Origin of the sequence: Mesorhizobium sp. M0954, from assembly GCF_040319155.1 — a bacterium.
Classification (GTDB): domain Bacteria; phylum Pseudomonadota; class Alphaproteobacteria; order Rhizobiales; family Rhizobiaceae; genus Mesorhizobium.
The window spans coordinates 1-24,692 of the sequence record NZ_JAMYNR010000005.1 but is presented as its reverse complement, the minus strand read 5'-3'; the positions used below and the strand labels follow the sequence as shown (position 1 = coordinate 24,692).

Below are 24,692 nucleotides of genomic sequence, written 5' to 3'. Positions count from 1 at the left end.
GCTCCACGGCGCCCCCCTCTGTCCTGCTGGACATCTCTAGGGGGGAGATTGGCGGCTTCGCTGCCACGGCTCTCCCTGCGATGTTGGAGATTGGCGAAAGCGGGCCTGATATCCAATCTCCCCCCTTGAGGGGGAGATGGCCGGCAGGCCAGAGGGGGGCGCTGTCCCGCCAACATCTCTATTGAATGGGTCATCCTAATTTCCCTCGAACACCGGCTTCTCCTTAGCCACGAAAGCCTCGTACGCCCGCTCGAAATCGCGGGTCTGCATGCAGATCGCCTGCGCCTGCGCTTCCGCTTCGATCGCCTGGTCGAGACCCATCGACCATTCCTGGTTCAGCTGCGTCTTGGTCATGCCATGGGCGAAGGTCGGGCCGGAAAGGATGCGCGCGGCCATGTCGAGCGCGTCGGCCTCAAGCGTTGCGGTATCGACCAGCCGGTTGTAGAAGCCCCAGCGCTCGCCTTCCTCGGCACTCATCGTGCGGCCGGTATAGAGCAGCTCGGCGGCGCGGCCCTGGCCAATGATGCGCGGCAGGATCGCGCAGGCCCCCATGTCGCAGCCGGCAAGGCCGACGCGGGTGAACAGGAATGCTGTCTTGGCCTGGGGCGTTGCGATGCGGATATCGGAGGCCATGGCGATAATGGCGCCGGCGCCGACCGCCACGCCATCGACCGCCGCAATAATCGGCTTGCCGCAATTCAGCATCGCCTTGACGAAATCGCCCGTCATGCGGGTGAAGGCGAGCAGCGCCTTCATGTCCATCTTGACCAGTGGGCCGATGATTTCGTGGACATCGCCGCCCGAGCAGAAATTGCCGCCATTGGGCAGGAACACCACAGCATCGACATCATCGGCGTAGACAAGGTCGCGAAATATGTCGCGCAATTCGGCATAGCTGTCGAAGGTCAGCGGGTTCTTGCGCTCCGGTCGATCGAGCCGGATCTTTGCGATCTTGCCTTCGACCTGCCAGAGGAAATGCTTCGGCTTGCGGCCGGCCAGCTTCGTCATTCCCGTCCCTCCCAATTGCTGCGGAAGGAGGTCAGCATGCCGGTCAGCCGGCGCGCCTCATCCTCGCTCACATTGCCCAGCAACTCGCCGACCCATTTTTCATGCGCGGCGGCGATCACGGCGAAAATCTTCGATCCCTCTTCCGTCAGCCGCACCATCGAGGTGCGGCGGTCGCCATTGCGTCGGGCCCGCATCACCAACCCTTCCGAGACCAGCCGGTCGATGATGCCGGTAACATTGCCGTTGGACACCAGCAGGAAGCGCGAAAGATCGCTCATCAGCATGCCCTCCGGCGCGCGGTAGAGCGCGGCCATCACGTCGAAGCGTGGCAGCGTCGTGTTGAACTCTTGCCGCAGTCGTTCGCGCAGCTCGGCCTCGATGGTGCGCGAGGCGCGCAGCAGGCGTATCCACAGCCGCAGGCGGTCCTTGCCGGGTCCGGACGGGGCGGGCAGGGGACCGGCTACCATGTCTCACCTCCGGAGATCGAAATCGTCTGCCCGGTAATCGACCGGGCGGCGTCGCCACACAGATAAAGTACCGCGGCCGCAATTTCTTCCGGCTGGATGAAGCGGCCTTGCGGGTTGGTCGCGGCTAGGCTCGTCCGTGCCTGCTCGGACGAACGGCCGGTCGTTTGGACGATGCGTTGGACGGTGCTCTCCAGCATCTCGGTTTCGACAAACCCTGGGCACACGGCATTCACTGTTATGCCGGACTTGGCGGTCTCGACGGCGAGTGCCCGCATCAGGCCGACGACGCCATGCTTGGCGGCAACGTAAGCTGCGACATAGGGATAACCTTTCAGTCCGGCGGTGGAAGCGACGAAGATGATACGGCCAGTCTTGCGCACTGCCATGCCGGCCAACGCCGGCTTCACCGTCAGGAACGCACCGGTCAAGTTGACGTCGAGCGTGCGCTGCCAGTCTGCCAGCGAGGTCCGCTGCGCCGGGGCACTGCCGGACATGCCGGCATTGGCAACGACGATGTCGAACGCTCCGCGTGCCGCTTCCGCTGCCTCGTAGAGCGACGCCATCGACGTCTCGTCGGTGACGTCGGCGGCAATGGCGAAGATGGACTTGTTCTCCGCGGCGACCTCGGCAAGCGGCTCCACGCGCCGGCCGCAGATGGTCACGTCAATGCCCCCGCCGGCCAGCGCCAGCGCGATCGCGCGGCCGACGCCGGAGCCGCCGCCGGTGACCAGCGCATGACGCCCCGAAATCGTCGCCGCGGCACTCATACTTTCAACCCCGCTGCCGCTTCGCGTTCGGCCAGCCGGTAGAGCTGGTCGCGGCCGGGCAGATAGGGATCCGGCCATTTGACGCCGCGATCGCCAAGCGTTACGGCCGCGTGCAGCGTCCAATACGGATCGGCAAGATGCGGCCTAGCCAGTGCGACGAGATCGGCGCGGCCCGCCATCAGGATCGAGTTGACGTGGTCCGGCTCATAGATATTGCCGACCGCCATCGTCGCCATGCCGACCTCGTTGCGGATGCGATCGGAAAACGGCGTCTGGAACATGCGGCCATAGACCGGTGTTGCCACGGCCGAAGTCTGGCCGGCCGATACGTCGCAGATGTCTACGCCGGCCTCATGCAGCAGCCGCGCGATCTCTACGGCATCGGCCGGCGTCACGCCTTCGATGCCCAGCCAGTCATTGGCGGAGATGCGCATCGAGATCGGCTTCTCGGCCGGCCACGCGGCGCGCACCGCATGAAAGATTTCCAAGGGGTAGCGCATGCGGTTTTCCAGCGAGCCGCCATAGGAGTCGGTGCGCCGGTTGGTCAAGGGCGTGATGAAGGAGGACAGGAGATAGCCGTGCGCGGCGTGGATTTCGAGCATGTCGAAGCCGCAGCGCGCCGCCATCTCGGCCGAAGCGACAAACTGGTCGCGCACCATATCCATGTCGGCGCGGTCCATCGCCTTCGGCACCTGGTTTTCCCGCGACCACGGCACGGAAGACGCTGCCATGACGGGCCAATTGCCTGAGGGCAGCGGCACGTCGGTTCCCTGCCAGCCGAGCCTGGTCGACCCCTTGGCACCGGAATGGCCGATCTGGGCGCAGATCTTGGCCTCGGTTTCGGCATGGACGAACTCGACCAGCCGCTTCCAGGCGACCTCATGCTCGGGCGCATAGAAACCAGGGCAGCCAGGCGTGATGCGGCCCTCCGCGCTGACGCACGTCATCTCGATGTAGAGGAGACCGGCGCCGCCCTTGGCCCGTTCGGCGTAATGGGCGAAATGCCAATCGGTCGGACAGCCGTCGACCGCCTTGTACTGCGCCATCGGCGAGACGACGACGCGGTTCTGCAGCGCCATGCCGCGCAGCCGGAACGGCGCGAACATCGGCGCGCGACGCAGATTGTTGCCCCCGGCGCCGGCCTGGCGCTGGAACCACTCCTCGGCGCCGGCCAGCCATTCGGCATCGCGCAGCCGCAAATTCTCGTGACTGATGCGTTGCGAACGCGTCAGCAGCGAATAGTTGAACTGCACCGGATCGAGGCCGAGATAGCGCTCGACCTCCTCGAACCATTCGAGCGAATTGCGCGCCGCCGACTGCAGCTTCAGCACTTCGGTGCGGCGGGCGTCCTCGTATTTGCTAAAGGCGGCCTCGAGGTCTGGCTCGGACTCGACATAGTCGGCCAGCGCCACCGCGCTTTCCAGCGCCAGCTTGGTGCCGGAACCGATCGAGAAATGCGCGCTCGCCGCCGCGTCGCCCATCAGCGCCAGGTTCTTGTAGGACCAGCGTTCGCACAAGACGCGCGGGAAATTGATCCACGCCGAGCCGCGGATATGATTGGCGTTGGTCATCAGCGCGTGGCCGCCGAGATGGCGGGCAAAGATGCGCTCGCAGACGGCAATCGATTCCTGCTGCGACATCGCGCCGAAGCCGAAGCGCTGCCAGGTCTGCTCGCTGCATTCGACGATGAAGGTCGCGGTATCGCTGTCGAACTGGTAGGCATGCGCCCACACCCAGCCATGCTCGGTCTTTTCGAAGATGAAGGTGAAGGCGTCGTCGAATTTCTGGTGGGTGCCGAGCCAGACGAACTTGCATCTACGAATGTCGATATCGGGCTTGAACACGTCGACGAAGGCGCTCCGCGCTTTCGAGTTCAACCCGTCGGCGGCGACAACCAGGTCGTGCGTCTCCATATATGGCTTGGGATCGGCGATGTCGGTTTCGAAGACCAGCTTGACGCCGAGTTCGCGCGCCCGCCGCTGCAGCAACGTGAGCAGCCGCTTGCGGCCAATGCCGCAAAAGCCGTGACCGGTCGAGACCGTGCGCACGCCGTCATGGATGACGGCGATATCGTCCCAATAGGCGAAATGCTTGCGGATCCAGACGGCGCTGACCGGGTCGTTTTTGGTCAGGTTCTCCAGCGTTTCGGCCGACAGCACGACGCCCCAGCCAAACGTATCATCGGCACGGTTGCGCTCGAACACCGTGACCTCATGCGCGGCATCCCTGAGCTTCAGCGAGATTGCAAAGTAGAGCCCGGCTGGTCCGCCGCCGAGAACCGCAACTTTCATCGTGCGATCTCCTCTTCGCTTCTGTTTGTCGAGTTTACGCCTGAGACGGATTAATTCAAGCTTGAAGTTTCAGGATTGAAACAATCCGCCCCAGAAATCCAGCTTGCCGGCAGTCGGCTTGCGCAGGCCAGGGACGCCCCGGGGCTATTTTTCCGGGTTCTTCGGGCTCCACAGCACCGTCTCCGCATCTTTTTCATAGGCCATGCCATTGGGATAGCTGATCGCTTCCAACTGCAAGCCCCAGGGCGCCTGGAAGTAGAGGATGGTCTGGCCGGCGGCCGGGCCTTCGGTAACCGGCAGCGGTCCCATCCGCGTCTTGACGCCCTTGCCGTCAAGATAGGCTTTTGCGGCGGCGATGTCGTCGACATAGAAGGCGATATGGAAGCCGCCTATGTCGCTGTTGCGAGGCCTCAGGTCCTTCTGGTCCGGCGCGGTGTATTTGAACAACTCGATGTTCGACCCGTGTCCGCAGCGGACCAGGGTGATCTCCTCAATCACCGCCTTGGGATCGACGCCCAGCAGATCCTGCATGAATGTGCCCTTGTCGTCGGCGAACGGGCCGAACGACATCGCCTTCTTGCAGCCAACCACCTCGGTGAAGAAATCGACCGCCTGCTCCATGTCGGGGACGGTGACGCCGGTGTGGTCGTGGCCACGCATGCCGGGAATGGAACTGGCGTAAGCCGTGCCGATGCCTCCCAGCACGGTGGCGGTGAGCACTGCGTAGCGGATTGCATTCTTCATGTCAGTCATCCTCAATCGCGGGACATTTTGCCGGGTGCACGCCCGAGGCCCGCTCTTTAGCGTGCGAATAGGATTGTGTTTCATGCCGGCGCCTTTGCGGCGGGAAGTAGCCAGGCATCATCGATCTCGGGCAGCGGAATGGCGGCGAGCAGATCGCGCGTGTAGCCCTGCTGCGGCTGCTCGAACAAAGTATCCGTCGCACTGGCTTCGACGATCGCGCCTTCGCGCATGACGATCACTTGCCGGCAGAGCCGCCGGATCACCGACAGGTCATGGCTGATGAAGGCAACGGTCAGGCCCATCTCCGCTGCGAGTTTTTCCAGCAGCGTCAGGATCTGTGCCTGCGTCGACACGTCGAGGCCTGAGACGATTTCGTCGGCCAGCACGAATTTCGGCGACAGCGCCAGCGCGCGGGCAATGCCGACGCGCTGGCGCTGGCCGCCCGACAATTCATGACGATAGCGGCTGGCGAAGCCTTGCGGCAGGCCGACGCGCTGCAATGCCTCCGCGACACGCCCCTTGAGATTGTCGCCAAGCCCGTTCTGCTTGAGCGGTGCTGCGATGATGCTGAAGATGGTGCGGCGCGGGTTGAGCGACGACATCGGATCCTGGAAGATCATCTGCAGATTGCGGCGCAGCGGCCTGAGTTCCGCCTCCGGCAGATGGGTGATGTCGCGGCCGTCGAAGATGACCTTGCCGGCGCTCGGCTCAAGAAGCCGCACTAAGGCGCGGCCAAGCGTCGATTTGCCGGAGCCGGATTCGCCGACGATGCCGGTCACCGATCCCTTTGGCAGGTCGAAATCCAGCCCTTTCAGGATCTCGGCCAAGGGCGCGCGGCCGATCAGCGGCTTGCGCGTCATGTCGGGCAGCGCGACCTTCAGCCCACGCACGGAAAACAGCGGCTCAGCCATGCGGGCGCCTCCAGGCCTGATCGGCGGCGGCGATCTCCGAAGCAAGCCCGGCCAGCACCGCCTCGTCCACCGGCTTCAGCGAAGCGAAGGGGTCGGTGTAGCGTGGCGTCGCGGCCATCAGCGCTCGCGTGTAGGGGTGCTGCGGAGCGGCGAAGAGAGCGGCCGTTTCGGCCTCCTCGACCACCTTGCCGGCATAGAGCACCGAGACCTTCTGGCTGATCTTGGCGACGACGCCGAGATCATGGGTGACGAACAGGATCGCCGTGCCGTGCTCGCGCTGCAGCTGCGCGATCAGCCGCAGGATCTGCTTCTGCACGGTCACGTCGAGCGCCGTGGTCGGCTCGTCGGCGACGATCAGCCTTGGTTCGGCCGCAAACGCCGCGGCGATCAGCACGCGCTGGCGCATGCCGCCGGACAGCTCGTGCGGATAGCATTTGAGGACACGCTCGGGGTCGCGGATCTGCACCTCGTCCAGCAATTGGCGAATGCGTGTATCGGCCTTCTCACCGCTCCAGCCGAGGATGCGCACCAGCCGGTCGGTCATCTGCGGGCCGATGCGGCGTGACGGGTTGAGCGCGGTCAGCGGGTCTTGCGGGATCAGCGCGGTGCGCGCGCCGATCAGCGTGCGCCTTGCCTTGGGCTGAAGCTTGCCGAGGTCCTCGCCCTCCAGCAGCATGTCGCCTTCGACGATGTGCACGCTCGAGGGCAGCACGCCAAGCACCGCCTTGCCGATCATCGTCTTGCCGGCGCCGCTCTCGCCGACCAGCGCGCGCACCTCGCCGGGCTCGACGGCGAGCGACACCGAGCGCAGCACGCGCAAGCCATTAGGCAGCACCGCGCTAAGGCTGCGTATGTCAAGGCAGGGTTTCGCCAGCGCGTTCATCGCAGCACCGGATCGAAACGTGCCCTGAGACCTTCGCCGAACTGGCTGAACGACAGCACTGTCAGGATCAGCGTGACCAGCGGGAACACCAGCACCCACCAGGCCTGATGGATCGACAGGCGGCCCTCGGCGATGATGCCGCCCCAGGTTGGGTCGTCGGTCGAGATCGACAGATTGACGAAGGACAGGATCGCCTCGACGATGACGGCAATGCCCATCTCCAGCGACAGCAGCGCGACGATCGACGGCACCACATTGGGCAGCACTTCGCGCAGCATGATGCCGATGCGGCCGTAGCCGGCGATGCGGGCGTTCTCGACATAGTCCATGCGCGACTGGCCCAACGTCTCGGCGCGGATCACCCGGCAGAAGCGCGTCCAGTCGATGACGGCAATGGCAATGATAACCGAGCTCAAGCCGGTGCCGAGCACGGCGACCAAAAGGATGGCAAACAGCACCGGCGGAAACGCCATCCAGACATCGACGATGCGCGAGATGATGCGGTCGGCCCAGCCGCCGAAATAGCCGGCGATCAGCCCCAGCGTCGAGCCGACCAGGCAGGCGGCAAGGGCTGCCGCGAAGGCGACGATGAAGGCGATGCGGGCACCGAAGATCAGCCGTGACAGAAGATCGCGGCCGAGGCTGTCGGTGCCGAGCCAGTAGCCGGGCTCAGCACCGCTCAGCCAGAACGGCGGCAGCCGCTCCAGCATCAAATCCTGCGCCAGTGGGTCCTGCGGCGCGACCAACGGCGCAAAAATCGCGGCCAGCAGCGCAATCAGCAGCCAGCCGCCGGCCAGCCACAGGCGTGCCCGCGAGCCATGTCTCGAAATGCGGGCCTCATCCATGGCGCAGCCTCGGATTGAGCAGGGCGTACATCATGTCGACGGCAAGGTTGATCAGCACGAACAGCAGCGCGAAGACCAGCACGATGCCCTGGATCAGCGGCAGGTCGCGGTTGATGACGGCATCGATCGCCATGTTGCCGAGACCTTCATAGGAAAACAGCCGTTCGACGATGACCGTGCCGCCGATGAGGAAGGTGAACTGCACGCCGACCAGCGTCAGCGTCGGCAGGGCCGCGTTCTTCAGCGCCTCGCGCAGGATGACCTGCGTTTCCGAAAAGCCCTTTACCCGCGCCAGCACGACGTAGTCGAGGTCGAGCACTTCCTTCAGCGACTGTTTCAGCAGCTGCGAGATGATCGCGGCCAGTGGCAGCGCCAGCGCAATCGCCGGCATCAGCATGTGTGCCAGCAGGTCCCTGGTCAGGTCGAAGCGCAGCCGTACGATGCTTTCGAACAGATAGAATTGCGTGACGAAGGGCAGATCGAGTTGCGGCGACACCCGGCCGGAAATGTCGAAAACCGGCACCAGCACGCCGAACAAAAGGATCAGCACCAAACCCCACAGGAAATCGGGAATCGAGAGCGCCGCACCGCTGGCGATGTCGATGCCAGCTTCGACCGCGGTGCCGCGTTCGCGCGCGCCGAGGATCGCCGTCGTGCCGCCGATCGCCAGCGCCATCACAAGCGCGACGATCGCGAGTTCCAGCGTCGCCGGCAGGCGGTTGAAGACCAGGCCCAGAACATCCTGCCGGAGCGAAATCGAAGTGCCGAAATCGCCCCTGACGACACCTGCCAGCCAGATGAAAAATTGCTGGACGATGGTCTTGTCCAGCCCGTAAAGCGCGCGCAGACGCGTGATGTCGGCATCGGTTGCACCGGGCGGCAGCATCATCGCGATCGGATCGCCTGGCGCGACACGGATGACGACGAAGACGACGACGGCCACGCCGAACAGCGTGATCGCCATCGTCAGAAGACGGATCAGGAATCTTTGCAGCAGCATGGTCGCCCGTGGCGGAAAATGCGCGCCGTCATTCCGGACGGCGCGCGACAAGCCGAAGACTGTCTCAGGCCGGGCTCATCAGCGCCGGCAGAAGTGCGCCCGACACATGCTGCACGACATTGACGCCCTTGGCATGCACGATCGGCTGCGCATACTGGATCAGCGGCAGCACATAGGCCTGTTCGGCGATGTATTTGTCGACGGCCTTCCAGCCGGCAATGCGCTTGGCCTCGTCCTTCTCGCCCCATAGTGGATTGATCATGTCGATCAGATCCTGACTGTCCCACACCGAATGCGGGCTCGGGCCATACATGGCAAAACCGGTCGAGGTGGTCGGGTCGCCGATGGCGTTGCCCCAATTGTAGAAGGCCGCCGGCGCCAGCTTGTCGGCGGCGCGCAGCTCGTAGTGCTTGGCGATCTCGTAGACCTCGATCGTCGCCTCGATGCCGACCTTGCGCCACATGCCGACGATCGCCTGGATCATCTCGTAGTCCTTGGGCTTGAAGCCCTTGGTCGTCTGTATCGTGAACTTGACCGGCTTTTCCGGCGAATAGCCGGAGGCGGCCAGCAGTTCCTTGGCCTTGTCCGGATTGTGCTCCACCTTGATCGACGCATCGTAGGCCGCGTATTCCGGCGTCTCCAGCGTATCGATGGGCTGGCCGTAACCGCGCAGCAGCCGGTCGACCAAAAGCTTTTTGTCGACGGCCATCACCGCTGCCTGGCGCACGTTCTTGTCCAGCATCACGTCGATGTCGTTGAAGAAGATCATGCCGATGTCGGAAACGTTCTTGCACGAGCCGGCAAGTCCATCCTTGGCGATCAGGCGGTCATATTCCTCATAGGGGATTTCCAGCGTCACCTGCGAGGAACCGGACTCGATCTCGGCGACGCGGCTCGCCGCATCGGTGACGAACTTGATGGTTACGTTTTCGAAGGCCGGCTTGCCGCCCCAGTAGTTCGGGTTGGCCTTGAGCCGCAGGAAGGCGTTGCGCTCGAATTTGTCGACCATATAGGGCCCGGTGCCGATCGGGGCTTTCTCAAAACCCTCGGCGCCGACCTTTTCGTAATAGGTCTTCGGCATGATGTAGCCGGTCAGGAACGACATCCACTTGAAATACACCGGGTCGAATTGCACGACGTCGCCGGTGATCTTGTTGCCGTCGATCTTGAAGTTGTTGACGTTCTTCCAGACGAACTGGATCGGGTTGCCGGTCTTTTCATCGCCCGCCCGCTGCAGAGACCAGACCACGTCTTCGGCCGTGAATGGCGAGCCGTCATGCCAGGTGACGCCCTCGCGCACCGTCATCATGATCTTGCTGCGACCCTCGTTCCAGCCCCATTCGGTGAGCAGGCCGGGCGCGAAAGAAAGATCGGGCTTCTGCGGGATGAACTGGTCGAACACCGACTGGTACAGACCCTGGATGGTCGGGTTGACCGCCGAAGGCCCGGTGGTCGGGTCCCAGGACGGCAAATTGACATTGTAGGCGATGGTCAGTTCGCCGGCAGCCTTGGCGATTTGCGGCAGGCCGAGCGCCGTGGCGCCAAGTGCGGCCGCGCCATATCCGAGCAATTCTCGTCTGTTGATTGTCATGGTCGTTCCCCTGTTGCTTTTATGCGCGGTGTCGTTGTCAATCGGTGGGTTCAGGCTCCTTGGGCAACCGCGCCTTGTCCTCCTTCACCCTAGATGAAAAATGGAGCCTACCTCCCGCCAAGTTGTTGCGCGAGCATGAAGCCCGACGCCGCCCCGGTGCCGGCGCCGGGCCATGTTGCCGCCCCGGTCAGATGCAGATTGCCGACCGGCGTGTTCCAGCCAGCGTAACCGCGCACCGGCCGGAACAGGAAATTCTGCGCCAGATGATGGCTGCCGCAGATCTGGTCGCCGCCGACAAGGTTCGGGTTCTCGCGTTCGAGGTCGATGGGCGAGAACACGGCGCGGCCGAGGATCTTCCGACGAAGGCCGGGCGCATAGCGCTCGATAATGTCGAGGACGCGCTCGGCGTAGTGCTCCCTAGCCTCGTCCCAGTGAGCCACCGCGATCGTGCCCGCCGCATCGCCTGCAATCTCGGCTGGCAGCATGCGCACCTGCACCCAAAGTACGTGCTTGCCGTCCGGCGCGCGCGAGGGATCGACGGCCGTCGGCTGGCCGACGACCAGCACCGGTTCGTCCGGCAGCACCCCTGACATCGCCTGCTGATAGGTCCAGGACATGGCATCGAGCGACGGCGACAGATGCACATAGGCGAACTGCCGAAGCTCGGCACCGGCGCGCCAGTCCGGCAGGTCGTCGAGCGCCAGATGGATCATCAACGTCCCCGGCGCGTGGCGGAATTTTTTCACGGCCGTGTCGAAGCCGGTGTCGCCGGATCCGTTAGGCAACAGTTTCCCGGTCAGCGCCTTGGGCGCGACACCGGCGATGACGGCCTTGGTGGCGGTGTGGGTCTCGCCGGAAGTGAGCCGCACGCCGGTCGCCTTGCCGGCCGAAACCGTGATCTCGGCGACATCAGCCCCAGTGACGATCTTGCCGCCGGCGGCCGTGAGCATGCCCGACAAAGCGCGGATAATCGTGTCGGCGCCGCCTCTGCCGAGCACCATGCCGAAGCACTGGTTGGCCATGGATTCGAGGTAAGGGAACACCGCGCCGCCGGCGATGTCAGGCGCGAAATCGAGATGCATGCCCCAGGTGGCCAGCGTCGCCCTGACATGCGGTGACTCGAAAGTCTCCTCGAGCCAGGCGCGGGGTGACGAAAGCAGCAACCGACCTGTATCGAGCGCGCCGGCAAAACCCTTCTTGCGCCAGAGGTTCCAGGCGGTGCCGGCGAGCGCACGGCCGCTCATCGGCGAGCCCAGCAGCCGGAACAGATGCTCGGCCTCCGCCGGGAATGCCGCAACCAGACGGCGCCATGTCTGTGCGTCGGCGTCGGAAAAAGCGGCCATGCGCGAGGCGGTCACTTCCAGGTCGCTGCTGACGCCGAACCAGCGACCGTCGGGGAAGGCGCTGGCAAAACAGTCGGCCACCGGCACGAATTCCAGCCCGTGGGTTTTCAATTCATTTGCATATTTCTTGTGAAAGGCCGAGCCGGCGAACAGGCTGAGATTCATCGCGCCGAAATCGTGCCGGAAGCCCGGAAGCGTCAATTCGCGCGTCTGAACGGCGCCGCCGATCGTTGCATTACGCTCGAAAACTGCGGTTTTCCAGCCTTTGAGCGCCAGATGCGCGGCGCATGCCAGACTGTTGTGGCCTGCCCCGACAAATATGGCGTCGAACTCGCTCACGCCCCGTCCCATTTCCTTTATGCTTAAAGATAATTGCAGATGCATATGTTTTCGTCTAGTAGGATATTAAGGGCCGCGAGAGCCTTCAGCACCATCGAGAAAGAGGGAACAGAGACCATGGACACACAACAACTTTTAGGCGAAGTCGCCGGCCAGCTGCTTTCAGGCGCCATTCAGGTGGTCGACCTGACGGCGCCGCTCGGGCCCGACACACCGCTGATCAAGCTGCCGCCGGAACTGGCGGTCGACACGCCGAAGATCGAGATCCACGCCATCTCCGCCTATGACAAGAACGGTCCGTGGTGGGCCTGGAACTGGCTCAAGCTCGGGGAGCATTCGGGCACGCATTTCGACGCGCCCAACCACTGGATCACCGGCAAGGATTATCCGGACGGCGCCACCGACACCATTCCGGCGCAGAACTTCGTCGGACCCGTCAACGTCATCGACTGTTCCAAGCAAGCGGCAGCCGATCACGATTTCCTGCTCACCGTCGATCACATCAAGGCATGGGAAGCCGAACATGGCGCTATCAACCCCGGCGAGTGGGTGGTGATGCGCACCGACTGGTATAAGCGCAACGGCTCGGAAGCCGAGTTCCTCAACGCCAATGAGACCGGACCGCACACGCCTGGCCCGACCGCCGAAGCCATCCAGTATCTGATTAGCAAGGACATCAAGGGCTGGGGCAGCGAGACGATCGGCACGGATGCTGGAAAAGCAGGGGGAATGGAGCCGCCGTTCCCGGCGCATAGCCTGATGCACAAGGCTAACCGCTACGGTCTCGCCAGCCTTTGCAACCTCGACCGGCTGCCGCCGAAAGGCGCGATCCTGATCGCGGCGCCGCTCAAGATCGAGCACGGCACCGGCAGCCCGATCCGCGCGTTGGCGTTGGTGCCAAGGCAATAGGGTAGCTGCGGTCTTCGTAGCTGCGGTCTTCGGGAGAAGATCATGTGCGGAAGTGGCACTGTGGTGACGGAGTGGGAGCGGCAGCCTTGCAAAGCTGCGGCTCTACGGCGCCGTAGAGCGCCAATCTCTGCTAGGAGCACGCATCGATGAGCGCTCCCGATCACATCGTCGTCGGCAGCGGCATCAACGCGCTGGTCTGCTCGGCGATGCTTGGCGGCAAGGGGGCGAAGGTGCTGGTGCTCGAGCGCAACGACCGCATCGGCGGCTGCATGCGCACCGAAGAAATCACCGCGCCCGGCTTCATCCACGACGTGATGGCGACGACCTTTGTCCTGTTCATCACCTCGCCGGCCTATGCGGCGCTGGGCAAGGATCTGGCGCGGCACGGCCTGGAGTTTTGCAACACCTCCACGCCGACCGGTGTGCTGCGCCCGGACGGCAGCCATGCCGTCCTGCGCACCGATCGTACCGCCAATGTAGCGGCGATCAATGCGCTTGCCGCGGGCGACGGCGACCGGCACGCAAACGATGTCGGCGAGATCGAGCGCAACGCCGGTCTGCTGTTCGGACTGCTCGGTGGCAGCCTGTGGTCCTACCCGACGGCCAGGCTGCTGGCGGGTGAAGCCTGGCGGCGCGGCCCGCGTGGCCTTGCCGCCTTTCTCGGCAGCGCGCTGGTGCCGGCGCGCGGTTGGCTGGAAAGCACCTACCAGTCGGAAACGATGCGCGCGCTGTGGGCGCCCTGGGTGCTGCATGCCGGCCTCGGGCCTGAGGACGCGTTCTCCGGCCAGATCGCCAAGGTCATCGCCTTCGCGCTTGAGGCGGCCGGCGCGCCGATCGTCAAGGGCGGTGCCAGGAATCTGCTGGCCGCCTTCGAGGCCCTGATCAGGGAACGTGGCGGCGAAATCCGCACCGGCGCCGACGTCGCGGCTATTGTCCAAAGCGGAGGCCGCGCCGCCGGCGTGCGGCTGGCTTCGGGCGAAACGATCAACGTGAACAAGAGCGTCATCTGCTCGGTCACGCCGACCCAGCTCTACGAGCGGCTGCTCGGCGACGCGGCGCCGAAAGCAGACGTCGAGGCAGCGCAAAAATACCGCTACGGCAAGGGCAATTTCCAGATCCACTATGCCTTGGACAAGCCGCCGGCATGGCGCGGCGAGGGCCTGGACAAGGTCGCGCTGCTGCATCTGACGCCGGGGCTCGACGGCGTCTCGAAGGCCTGCAACGAAGCCGTGCGCGGCATGCTGCCGGAGGTGCCGACCATGTGCATCGGCCAGCCGCACGCGCTAGACCCATCGCGCTGCCCGGACGGCAAGGCGGTCCTGTGGCTGCAACTGCCCGAGGCGCCACGGCATATCAAGGGCGATGCCGCCGGCAAACTGCAAACACCGGCAGACGGTCGCTGGACCGAGGCGCTGCGCGAAGCCTATGCCGACCGTGCCGAAGCGATCCTTGCCAGCCATATCGATGGGTTCAAGGACAGCGTCATCGCACGCCGCGCCTGTTCGCCGGCCGACCTGGAAGCGATGAACATCAATCTGGTCGGCGGCGACCCCTATGGCGGTTCCTCGGCTATCGACCAGTCGTTTCTGTGGCGGCCGTTCAAGACGAGCCGCAATCACGCCACCGGGGTCAGGGGTCTCTACCACATCGGTGCCTCGACCCATCCGGGTGCTGGCTTGGGCGGCGGCTCCGGCTTTCTCCTGGCGGGGAGGCTGTGATGGAACAGAAGGTTGAAAAGCGCCAGCGCATCTCGACTTTGGGCCAGATCGGCCTGCAGCAATTCGCGCCCTATCTGATGAACCGTATCATGGGCCGCTACAACGCCACCTTGCGTGACAATTTCCGCAAGCAGGGTCTGACCATTCCGCAGGTGCGCACGCTGGCTGTGTTGTCGGTCACCGATGGCGTCACCGTCAACGATCTCTCGGTCTATACCGTCATCGAGCAGTCGACCTTGAGCCGCACGCTCGACACGCTGGAGGCGCAAGGGTTTGTGCGGCGCGAGCAGGGGGTCACCGACAGCCGTATCCGCCATGTGTTCCTGACCGACGATGGCCGCGCCGAGTTCGCGCGCGCCTGGCCGGCCATGCACAACGCTTTCGAGGCAATGTTCGACAATGTCGACGATGCCGAATACGCGGCGCTGATCGCGACATTGCAGAAGATGCTGAAGAACATTCGCAAGCACGACATCTGATCTTACGCGCCGCCATCGGGGCGGTAACGGAAGGAGCCCAAAATGGCCGAACGGTCTTTTGCCAAGGAAGTCGAAAAGCTCAGGCTCGGCGCCGGCGAGGAGTTTTCCGGCGAAGGCATTCTCGCCATCACCAAGGCGCTGCTGCAATGCGGCGTCGGCTATGTCGGCGGCTATCAGGGCGCGCCGATCAGCCATTTGATGGACGTGCTGGCCGACGCGCAGGATATCCTAGGCGAGCTCGGCGTGCATTTCGAGGCGAGCGCCTCGGAAGCGACCGCCACCGCCATGCTGGCGGCATCCGTGCACTATCCGATCCGTGGCGCGGCGACCTTCAAGTCGACGGTCGGCACCAATGTCGCCTCCGACGCGCTCGCCAATCTCGCTTCCGGCGGCGTCACCGGCGGTGCATTGATCATCGTCGGCGAGGATTACGGCGAAGGCTCCTCGATCATGCAGGAGCGCAGCCACGCCTTTGCCATGAAGAGCCAGGTCTGGCTGCTCGACCCGCGACCGAACCTGCCGTCGATCGTCAAGGCGGTGGAGGACGGCTTCGAGCTGTCCGAGGTTTCCAACACGCCGGTCATGCTGCAGGTCCGTATTCGCTGCTGCCATGTCCACGGCCATTTCATCGCCAAGGACAACAAGCGCCCGGCAATGACTGTGGCCGATGCGCTCGAGGCGCCGCGCCGCGACACCGGCCGCATCGTGCTGCCGCCCGCGTCCTTCCTGCACGAGAAGGAAAAGGTGCAGAAACGCTGGCCGGCGGCGGTGGATTTCATCCGCGCCAACAAGATCAACGAGTTTTTCGGCCCGGAGCATGGCTCGGTCGGCATCGTCATGCAGGGCGGCATGTACAATTCGGTCATCCGGGCGCTGCAGCGGCTCGGCCTCGCCGACACTTATGGCGACACCGACGTGCCGCTCTATGTGCTGAACGCCGTATACCCGCTGGTCGATGACGAGTTCCTGTCCTTCTGCGAAGGCAAGGACGCCGTTCTCGTCGTCGAGGAAGGCCAGCCCAACTACATCGAACAGGCCTTTGCCGCGATGCTGCACAAGGCCGGCCGCGGCACCAGGCTCGTCGGCAAGGAACATCTGCCTATGGCCGGCGAATATACCGGCCAGGTGATGCTCGACGGCATCGGATCGTTCCTGCGTGGCACCATCCCGCATCTGCTGCCAAGCGAGGTCCGCGCGCCGAACAAGATCGGCGACGGGCTCGACACCGCCGACCTGATCAACGTCGTCCCGGGCCGGCCGCCCGGCTTCTGCGTCGGCTGCCCGGAGCGGCCGATCTTCGCCGCCACCAAGCTGGTCGAGCAGGAGCTGGGCAAGCACCACATCGCCTCCGACATTGGCTGCCATCTGTTCTCGATCATGCCGCCTTTCGAGCTAGGTGCCACTACCATGGGCTACGGGCTGGGGCCGGCCTCGGCTTCGGCGTTCAATTCGCCCGATGCCAAGCGCCGCTCGATCTCCTTCGTCGGCGACGGCGGCTTCTGGCACAACGGCCTGACCTCCTCGGTCGGCAATGCCGTGTTCAACAAGAATGACGGCGTCATCGTCATCGTCGACAATTTCTATTCGGCCGCGACCGGAGGGCAGGACATCCTGTCGTCCCGCGCCGGCAACAAGACCAAGTCGACCAAGCACCCGATCACCGAGGCGGTGAAGGGCATGGGCGTCAAATGGCTGCGCCACATCGACCGCACCTACGACGTAACCAGAATGCAAGACACGCTGCGCGAGGCGCTGACGACGGACGAGAAGGGCCCGAAAGTCATTGTCGCGTCGTCCGAATGCATGCTCAACCGGCAGCGCCGCGAAAAGCCGCTGGTCGACAAGGCGATCAAGGGCGGGACGCGCATAGTCAAGCCGAAATTCGGTGTCGACGAAGATATCTGCACCGGCGACCATGCCTGCATGCGGCTGTCCGGCTGTCCGTCGCTTTCGGTGAAGTCGCTCGACGATCCGTTGCGCGACGATCCGGTGGCGCATATCGACCAAAGCTGCGTCGGTTGCGGCAATTGCGGCGAGGTCGCCGATGCGGCGGTGCTCTGCCCGTCCTTCTACCGCGCCGATGTCGTGCACAATCCGAGCCGCTGGGACCGTTTCCTTGAAGCCGCGCGTCGCGCCATGATCGGTCTCTTGCAGCGGCGCCGTGAAAACCGGCGCCTGACATTCGCCGATGCTTGACGCCGTGCCCTCATCGCGCTCGAAAGCCGGCGCCCCCGAAGACGAGCGCGTCATCAAGCTTGCCGTGCTGGCGGTCGGCGGCCAGGGCGGTGGCGTGCTGGCCGACTGGATCACCGACGTCGCCGAGCGCAACGGCTACGTCGCGCAATCGACCTCGGTCGCCGGCGTCGCCCAGCGCACCGGCGCCACCATCTATTATGTCGAAATGTGCCGCGACACCGGCCGCCTGCCGGTCTTCGCGCTGTCGCCGTCGCAGGGCGACGTCGACATCCTGATTGCGGCCGAACTGATGGAGGCCGGCCGCGCCATCATCCGCGGCTTCGTCACGCCCGAGCGCACGACGCTGATCGCCTCGTCGCACCGCATCGCCGCGGTCTCGGAGAAGATCGAGCCCGGCGATGGCCGCGCCTCGTCCTCGAAGGTGCATGCCACGGCGGAAGCCGCGGCCAAGCGCTTCATCGCCTTCGATATGGAGAAGATCGCCGCCGACAATGGCTCGATGATCTCGGCCAGCCTGCTCGGCGCGCTGGCCGGCTCCGACGCCTTGCCGTTTACACGCGAGAGCTACGAGCAGGCGATCGGCGCCGGCGGCCGCGGCGTCAAGGCCAGCCTCGCCGCATTCGGCGTCGCCTACGATCGGGCGCGCGGCTTCGCGAGTGCGCCTTCGGGCGACAAGACTGCAGGGCCGGCGGCCGCTGAAACCGCCTCGGGCGCCGCGACAGAAGTCAGCGGCCCGGAAAGCCTGTTAAAAGGCTGGCAATCGCTGGCCGCCCGGGTCGATGCTTTGCCGGCTCCTGTCCGCGACATGGCGCTTCGCGGCCTGAAAAAAGTGGTCGACTATCAGGACGTTGCTTATGGCGGCGAGTATCTCGATAGGCTCGACCAGGCAGTCGCGCTGGACGATGCCGAACACGCCTACGCTGTGTCGATCGCCGCCGCCAAGCATCTGGCCAACGCCATGTGCTACGACGACATGATCCGCGTCGCCGACCTGAAGACGCGCTCGAGCCGCGACCGACGCGTACGCCGTGAGGTCGGCGTCAAGGACGGCTCGGTCCTGCAGGTGACCGAATATTTGCACCCGCGCATCGAGGAATTCTGCGGCACGCTGCCGGCCGGGCTCGGCAGCTACATCGAAAGCCGGCCGAAGCTCGCCGCCTTTCTCGACCGCCGCATCAATCGCGGCCGCCGCATCCGCACCGACAGTTTCGCCGGCTTTGCCGCATTGTGGTTCATCGGCGGCCTGCGCCGCTGGCGCCGCCGACTGCTGCGCCACAAGGTCGAGACCGCGCATATCGAGCGCTGGTATGCGCTGGCGCTGGGCCAAGTCGGCCAGGACTACGCGCTTGGCACGGAGATCCTCAACTGCCGCCGGCTGATCAAGGGCTACAGCGACACCCACGCCCGCGCCCAGTCGAAATTCGACCGGGTGCTGTCGGCGCTCGACCAGCTCAAGGGCCGCCCGGACGCCGCAGACTGGATCCGGCGCCTGCGCGAAGCGGCGCTGAAGGACGAGAAGGGCGACATGCTCGACGGCGCGCTGAAGACTGTGGCGTCGCTGGGCGACAATCCGGTGAGCTGAGGCGCTCGTTCAACCCCGGCTGCAACTCAGTCTGGCGCCCATTTCGCCTTCGACGCGGCAGTCTGCACGGTGATTCTGAGGCCGATGATCTCGGCGATCGCGGCTTCCAGCACCAGAATGATCGTTTCCTTTCCCACATCGTCGAAATTTTCGGCGACATAGCTCAGGTCGCTCAGGATGTCGTCTTCCTCTTCCATGATTTTCTCCCCTGTTGAACGTCAGGCCGGAACAGCCGACGATGAGATGGGCTTGGGGCTGGATCTATGGAACGCGTTTCTTTCGCCACTGTCACCAAGGAAGTGAAGGCTATCCTGTCCGCTTCGCCAGGTCTTGCCGACGGCTTGCAGCCGTGGCGGCCTGCCTGTTCTGTGGTCTTCGTGCCTATGGCAGCGGCAAACATATCTGCTCCAAGACAAATGACGCCCGGTTCCGAGCGGCGATTTGCCAACATCCCCGGCCATGTGAAACGACTGTGTTGCACTCATTGCCTGCTGTTGTACCTTCAATATTCTGGAGGCGCGGGCTTGATGCTGCTTGAGCGAGAGGACCCACTTGGAGCTTTGTTGGCCGCGGCCGAGAGAGCTGCTGCCGGACATGGTGGGACCGTGCTGGTGCACGGCGAGGCGGGCCTGGGCAAGACCTCTCTGCTGCGCGAATTCGCGGAAAACGCCGACCGGGACTGCCGGGTGCTGTGGGGCTGGTGCGAGGCGCTCTTCACGCCACGCCCATTGGGCCCTCTCCAGGACATGGCCCACTTGCTCGACCCGCGCGTGGCGGCGCTGCTTGAGGAGACCGCTGCGCCGGAGCGGCTTTTCCCGGCATTGCTGAATGCGCTGCAGCGCGCCAAGGGCACGACCGTGCTCATCTTCGAGGACATGCATTGGGCGGACAATGCGACGCTCGACCTCGTAAGATATCTCGGGCGCCGCGTCTCTCTGCTCCGCACCATGCTGGTGCTGAGCATGCGCAGAGAGGATTTGAACGCCGATCACCCGCTGACCCACGTGCTCGGCGATCTTCCCGCCGCCTCCGTACGCCGCGTGACGCTTAGACCGCTGTCTCCCCAGGCGGTGACAATGCTGGCCGAACAGGCCGGCCGTTCCGCCGACGGGCTTTATCGCATTACCGAGGGCAATCCCTTCTTCGTTACCGAGCTCCTGTCCAGCAGCGAGACCGAATCGGCGCGAGTGCCCGATTCCATACGCGACGCGGTGTGGTCGCGCCTGTCGCGCCTGACGCCTGGAGAGCGCGACGTCCTGGAGGTCATGAGCATCATGCCGGGCAGCGTTGAGCCGTGGCTGATCCGGGCCCTTCTCGGGGCCGAGGCCGAAGTGCTCGTCGATCGATGTGTCGTGCGCGGATTGCTGCGGCGGGACGACCAGGGCGCGCTGACATTTCGTCACGAGCTTGCCAGGGAAGCGACGCTCGACCGGCTCTCCCCCTCTGTGCAACGCTCGCTCCATGCGAAGGTCGAAGCGGCACTCTCGGAAGTTCCGGCCTCGCAGGCAAGCGCTCTGCTTTCGCGCCGCGTGCACCACGCCGGCGGCGCCGACAATGGCGAACGCGTGCTCGAACTTGCGCCGCTCGCCGCCAGCCAAGCCGCGCGCCTGGGGGCGCATCGGGAGGCGGCCTCGCATCTGGCGACCGCACTCAGATATGTCGACCAGGCCCCGCCGGAGCTGGCCGTGCAGCTCCATGAGGACTGGGCATACGAGGCCGGGTTGGCGCTGCTTGTCTATGACGCCATCATCGAGGCCCGGCATCGCGCCATCGCTATCTGGCGGCAGCTGGGCCGGATCGACAAGGTAGGCCTTAATCTACGCTGGCTGTCGCGGCTGCACTGGCGGCGCGGCGAAGGCCCGCAGGCGGAGGAATATGCGGACCAGGCCGTGCGTGAGGTGGAAAGCCTGCCGCCCGGTCCCGAGGTGGCAATGGCCTACAGCACGCGCTCGCAGCTCCACATGCTGCACTATCGTTTCGATGAGGCGATCGAATGGGGCGAGCGCGCGATCAGTCTGGCCGATCGGCTGGGCGAGGTCGAGACGCGTGTTCACGCCCTCAACAATGTCGGAACCGCGCTCATGTTTGCCAACCGCCCCGGCGGCGTTGAGCGGCTGGAGGAAAGCCTTGCCCTGGCGCTCGAGCACGGGCTCCACGACCATGCGGCGCGGGCCTATACGAACTTTGCGGAATGCGCGGTGGTGGCCAAGGACTTCGAGCTGGCGGAGCGGCTGCTGGCCGAAGGCATCGCATTCTGCACCAGGCACGACCTCGATTCGGCGGCGCAATACCTGCTCGGCCGGCAGGCGCAGCTTTGCATGGAACAGGGCCGGTTTCGCGAGGCCGCAACCATCGCTCAGGGCGTCATGAATGTGGAACGCCTGCCGATGGTGATGCACTTGCCGGCGCTCACCGTGCTTGGCACGGTCCGCGTAAGGCTGGGCGAGACCGACGGCGTCGACCTTTTGCAGCGCGCGCTTGTGGAGGGCCAGACGACCGGCGAGCCGCAGCGTATCGTCCCGGTTCGCCTGGCGCTGGCGGAGGCGGCCTGGCTTGCCGAGGATGTCGGCGCCAGCCACGCGCAGCTTACCGAGCTGGCGGCTATGAACCTCGACAATTTCCGCCCCCGGGACCTTGGCGAATTGTCGGTCTGGTGGCGTCGATGCGGAATGCCCGGGTCGCTGCCGGCGCAATCGGCGCCGATTCCCTCGCCCTGGTCCGCCGAGCTTCTCGGCGATCCGCAGACCGCCGCGGCGGAGTGGACGCGTTTGTCGCTGCCCTATGAGGCAGCGCTTTCCCTCATGCAGGTTCGTGGGGCGGATGCGGGGGCGGCGCTCGCTCGCGCCGTGGCGATGCTCGACCAGATCGACGCGCCCGCGGCCGCGGCGCTCGCGCGCAAGCTTGCGCAGCGTCAGGGCCTGTCAGGCCTGCTGCCGAAGGTGCAGCGCGGACCCTATGCGGCAGCTCGCCGCCATCCACTCGGCCTGACACGGCACGAGCAGAAGGTGCTCGCCCTGATCGCCCAGGGCATCAGCAACAAGGAGGTCGCGCGACATCTGTCGCGCTCGCCCCGCACGATCGAGCATCACGTCTCCTCGCTGCTCGGCAAGCTCAATGCCGCAAACCGCATGGAAATCCTCCTGCGCCTGCGAGGCGAGCCGTGGCTGTTGACGGGCACCCATCCGCTGGAACCGCACCAGACTGGATCATGATCCCAGCCGATTCTGTCGAGATGGAACAGGCTCTGGGTAGTTCCCACAGCAAAATTTCCGCGAAAACTGGGAAATCGACCGCCTAAAAATGGGTGGCGGTACCGATTTGCACGCCCGCCGCTCCGCGTAGGCTTCTGCTCGCAGCGTGGATGGACCTCCCAACACCACGACGCCTTCACGATCCGGGGGAAGAAGGCGGGCAACGGCGGCGGAACGGGGGCCGCCGCCGGCGTCCGTCGCTGGGGCGGATCGTACCAGGAGCAGGGGCGATGTCGGCAAGCGAAAAAGCGGATGCCCAGCGGCGCTGGCCAGGACAACGATTGGCACAAGCGGTCGCGGTGCGGCTTTCAGGACCCGGAGGCTGTTATATTGCCGGCAATGTGCTGGGCCTCGGCATGGCCATGTTCATGCAGATTCGGCTGGCGCTAACCGAGGCGAGCAGCACTTTCGCCGCGCCTCTAATGTTCGGCCACGACCTCGCCGGCGGCTGGAACTCACTGGCGCTGCTGGTGGCGAGCGCCATCTTCTTGCGCAGCGGCGAGGAGTATCATCGCGCCCTCAGCAACGGACATCTCGACCCGTCGGCAATACAGCGCGCAGATTTTCTGTCCGGCACCGGGTCATTGGTGCTCGGGTCAAGTCTGCTGCTCGTCGGCAATCCAATCCTGGTCGTGACATCGGGGTTGCTCCATGCCGTGGGCAAGTTCGGCAGCGCCTTCAGGCTCGGCGCGCATGGCGTGGTGCTCTTCGGCCTTAAAGTGCCGGAGCTCTTCCGCCTTTCGGTACTGCTCAGCCGCTTTCCGGCAATCATCGTCACGGCGACCGAAGTCGCCCGCGTCATTGCTGACGCTCGCACCGATCAGATCCAGGCTCTCGCAATGCCTGCGACGCTTCTCGTCTGTTACCTGCTTTGGGCACGCGGGGATATTCTTCTATTTGGAAAGTAAATCTGGAAACATCTAAGCATTTTAGCGTCGCATGGTGAGAAATAGGGAGTGGGAGCGCGACGGTGATTCTTCTCTAATCTGTAACCGGCGCAGCAAACGGGAGACTGGCATGTCAAGTTCGCTTATTCTGTCGACGGCGATGCTGCAATTCCTGGCGGCATATACGGTGATCATGATCACGCCAGGCCCTATTGGCCTCGCGACCGGCAGCCTTGCCTCCTTGCACGGCTTTGGCAGGACGATCCCGCTGGTGACCGGGATCGGCGCCGGTACCGCCGTGCTGGCGGTCCTGGTGGCGTTTGGCGCCGTTCATCTTTCCGGGTCGCTGTCGGTGCCGGCGGTCAAGATCGCCGGTGCGGCCGTCCTGGGCTGGATGGCCCTGCGCATCGCCAGAACGGCGCCGCCGGCCATCGGCGAAGCGCCTCGGCAGGCCGGATTGTTTGCCGGCGGGTTTCTCATCAGCATTCTCTCGCCTGAAACCGCCACTTTCTTCGCCGTCGCCTTCATGGGGCTGATGCTGCCGATCCGGACCTCGAACGAGATGCTGATGGTCGCGGCCATCGTCGCCATCATCGACATAGGCTGGTACGGATTCCTGGCCGTAGCGCTTTCGCGTCCTCTCGTGCGCGCTGCCGCGGTGCGGCATCATCGCGTCATCTGTCGGGCGGCGGGGATCGTGCTGGCAATGCTCGCCCTCGTCTCGGTGGCGTCAGCTTTTCCACTCGGCTGAGCGCTGGTTGAAGCAGGCGCGCTGCGCGGCCTGAGACATAGGTGACGTTTTGTACCGGACACATGGGTAACACTTTTGGCTTTTGGCCGGAGGTGTTGATGCCGTGGAGAGAGTGTTCGGTGATGGAGGAACGTCTACATTTCGTTGCCCGCCTTCTCGAGGGAGAAGGCATGAGCGATGTGTGCCGGGATTTCGGGATTTCGCGCAAGACTGGCTACAAGATCTTCAACCGCTATAGGGAGGAAGGGCTGGAGGCGCTTTGCGACCGCTCGCGGCGGCCGGTGAGGTACGCCAACCAGTTGCCCGAGCAGATCGAGCGGCTGATCGTCGAGACCAAGCGCGAGAAGCCGCATTGGGGCGCTCGCAAGATCAGGGAGTTGCTGGTCAGGAAGCTCGCCGATGATGTGCGTATCCCGGCCAAAAGCACCGTGCATGCCGTGCTCGACCGTCACGGCCTTGTGAGCCAGGCCCGCAAGAGGAACCGGGCGAGCAAGGCCGTGGGCACGCCATTGTCGCAAGCCGCCGCCCCTAACGATCTGTGGTGCACCGACTTCAAGGGGGAGTTCAGGCTCGGCAACGGTAGCTACTGTTACCCCCTGACGGTCACCGACCAGATCTCGCGCTATGTGCTCGCCTGCGAAGCGCTTGAATCGACAAAGGAGACGCCGGTCATCGAGGCCTTCGTGCGGCTGTTCAGGGAGCGCGGCCTGCCCGCCGCCATCCGCTCCGA

General features: G+C 64.6%; 21 protein-coding genes. 9 read left to right on the top strand and 12 right to left on the bottom strand.

The genetic code is table 11. The features are described 5' to 3' along the window. Positions 1–195 precede the first annotated feature (195 nt). The 11 genes from NKH93_RS08565 to NKH93_RS08515 all read right to left on the bottom strand — a co-directional run bounded on the left by NKH93_RS08565 (position 196) and on the right by NKH93_RS08515 (position 12,189). Positions 196–1,008: an enoyl-CoA hydratase family protein gene (locus NKH93_RS08565; RefSeq protein ID WP_352969864.1), complete on the bottom strand. Its 813-nt coding sequence runs from the start codon at positions 1,006–1,008 to the stop codon at positions 196–198. After that, positions 1,005–1,475: a MarR family winged helix-turn-helix transcriptional regulator gene (locus NKH93_RS08560; RefSeq protein ID WP_023676834.1), complete on the bottom strand. Its 471-nt coding sequence runs from the start codon at positions 1,473–1,475 to the stop codon at positions 1,005–1,007. The genes NKH93_RS08565 and NKH93_RS08560 overlap by 4 nt, the downstream gene beginning before the upstream one ends. After that, positions 1,469–2,242 carry an SDR family NAD(P)-dependent oxidoreductase gene (locus NKH93_RS08555; RefSeq protein WP_352743132.1) on the bottom strand — a complete coding sequence of 258 codons (774 nt, stop codon included), beginning with the start codon at positions 2,240–2,242 and terminating at the stop codon, positions 1,469–1,471. The genes NKH93_RS08560 and NKH93_RS08555 overlap by 7 nt, the downstream gene beginning before the upstream one ends. Then, the gene (locus NKH93_RS08550) at positions 2,239–4,533 is read right to left on the bottom strand and encodes a bifunctional salicylyl-CoA 5-hydroxylase/oxidoreductase (protein WP_352836856.1); all 2,295 of its coding nucleotides are present in this window, start codon (positions 4,531–4,533) and stop codon (positions 2,239–2,241) included. The genes NKH93_RS08555 and NKH93_RS08550 overlap by 4 nt, the downstream gene beginning before the upstream one ends. A gap of 144 nt (positions 4,534–4,677) precedes the next feature. Next, positions 4,678–5,277, bottom strand: a complete 600-nt coding sequence (locus NKH93_RS08545; RefSeq protein ID WP_352743136.1) for a VOC family protein — start codon at positions 5,275–5,277, stop codon at positions 4,678–4,680. Between the two features lie 80 nt (positions 5,278–5,357). Beyond that, positions 5,358–6,188, bottom strand: coding sequence for an ATP-binding cassette domain-containing protein (locus NKH93_RS08540; protein ID WP_352969861.1), 831 nt, complete (start codon positions 6,186–6,188; stop codon positions 5,358–5,360). Beyond that, positions 6,181–7,071, bottom strand: a complete 891-nt coding sequence (locus tag NKH93_RS08535; RefSeq protein WP_352969859.1) for an ABC transporter ATP-binding protein — start codon at positions 7,069–7,071, stop codon at positions 6,181–6,183. Before NKH93_RS08535 ends, NKH93_RS08540 begins: the two co-directional genes overlap by 8 nt. Next, on the bottom strand, positions 7,068–7,916 hold the full coding sequence (locus NKH93_RS08530; protein ID WP_352681309.1) for an ABC transporter permease: 849 nt from the start codon (positions 7,914–7,916) through the stop codon (positions 7,068–7,070). Before NKH93_RS08530 ends, NKH93_RS08535 begins: the two co-directional genes overlap by 4 nt. Beyond that, entirely contained in the window at positions 7,909–8,916 is a 1,008-nt protein-coding gene (locus NKH93_RS08525) for an ABC transporter permease (RefSeq protein ID WP_352969857.1), read from the bottom strand. Before NKH93_RS08525 ends, NKH93_RS08530 begins: the two co-directional genes overlap by 8 nt. 64 nt (positions 8,917–8,980) lie before the next feature. Then, the gene (locus tag NKH93_RS08520; RefSeq protein WP_352448554.1) at positions 8,981–10,507 is read right to left on the bottom strand and encodes an ABC transporter substrate-binding protein; all 1,527 of its coding nucleotides are present in this window, start codon (positions 10,505–10,507) and stop codon (positions 8,981–8,983) included. Positions 10,508–10,614: 107 nt separating this feature from the next. Further along, positions 10,615–12,189 carry a phytoene desaturase family protein gene (locus tag NKH93_RS08515; RefSeq protein ID WP_352969855.1) on the bottom strand — a complete coding sequence of 525 codons (1,575 nt, stop codon included), beginning with the start codon at positions 12,187–12,189 and terminating at the stop codon, positions 10,615–10,617. Positions 12,190–12,306: 117 nt separating this feature from the next. Between NKH93_RS08515 and NKH93_RS08510 the strand changes: the two genes are divergently transcribed. From NKH93_RS08510 to NKH93_RS08490, 5 genes are all read left to right on the top strand, one after another. After that, positions 12,307–13,098: a cyclase family protein gene (locus NKH93_RS08510; protein ID WP_352540480.1), complete on the top strand. Its 792-nt coding sequence runs from the start codon at positions 12,307–12,309 to the stop codon at positions 13,096–13,098. A gap of 146 nt (positions 13,099–13,244) precedes the next feature. Then, positions 13,245–14,816: a phytoene desaturase family protein gene (locus tag NKH93_RS08505; RefSeq protein WP_352813730.1), complete on the top strand. Its 1,572-nt coding sequence runs from the start codon at positions 13,245–13,247 to the stop codon at positions 14,814–14,816. Further along, the gene (locus NKH93_RS08500; protein WP_352969853.1) at positions 14,816–15,295 is read left to right on the top strand and encodes a MarR family winged helix-turn-helix transcriptional regulator; all 480 of its coding nucleotides are present in this window, start codon (positions 14,816–14,818) and stop codon (positions 15,293–15,295) included. The genes NKH93_RS08505 and NKH93_RS08500 overlap by 1 nt, the downstream gene beginning before the upstream one ends. Positions 15,296–15,337: 42 nt before the next feature. Then, positions 15,338–17,491, top strand: coding sequence for a thiamine pyrophosphate-dependent enzyme (locus NKH93_RS08495; RefSeq protein WP_352969851.1), 2,154 nt, complete (start codon positions 15,338–15,340; stop codon positions 17,489–17,491). After that, complete coding sequence (locus NKH93_RS08490) at positions 17,484–19,073, top strand: indolepyruvate oxidoreductase subunit beta family protein (RefSeq protein WP_352969849.1); 1,590 nt, start codon at positions 17,484–17,486, stop codon at positions 19,071–19,073. Before NKH93_RS08495 ends, NKH93_RS08490 begins: the two co-directional genes overlap by 8 nt. A gap of 26 nt (positions 19,074–19,099) precedes the next feature. Here NKH93_RS08490 and NKH93_RS08485 read toward each other — a convergent pair whose 3' ends face one another. Beyond that, positions 19,100–19,270, bottom strand: coding sequence for a hypothetical protein (locus tag NKH93_RS08485; RefSeq protein WP_352681299.1), 171 nt, complete (start codon positions 19,268–19,270; stop codon positions 19,100–19,102). Positions 19,271–19,600: 330 nt separating this feature from the next. Here NKH93_RS08485 and NKH93_RS08480 point away from each other — a divergent pair, with 330 nt between their 5' ends. The 4 genes from NKH93_RS08480 to NKH93_RS08465 all read left to right on the top strand — a co-directional run. Further along, positions 19,601–22,285: an ATP-binding protein gene (locus NKH93_RS08480; RefSeq protein ID WP_352969847.1), complete on the top strand. Its 2,685-nt coding sequence runs from the start codon at positions 19,601–19,603 to the stop codon at positions 22,283–22,285. 320 nt (positions 22,286–22,605) lie between these two features. Beyond that, a complete protein-coding gene (locus NKH93_RS08475; RefSeq protein ID WP_352969845.1) occupies positions 22,606–23,232 on the top strand; it encodes a hypothetical protein in 627 nt (208 codons plus the stop codon). A gap of 109 nt (positions 23,233–23,341) precedes the next feature. Next, positions 23,342–23,962: a LysE family translocator gene (locus NKH93_RS08470; RefSeq protein WP_352969843.1), complete on the top strand. Its 621-nt coding sequence runs from the start codon at positions 23,342–23,344 to the stop codon at positions 23,960–23,962. A 98-nt stretch (positions 23,963–24,060) separates the two neighbouring features. Then, a partial coding sequence (locus NKH93_RS08465) for a helix-turn-helix domain-containing protein (RefSeq protein WP_352969841.1) occupies positions 24,061–24,692 on the top strand: 632 nt, incomplete at its 3' end.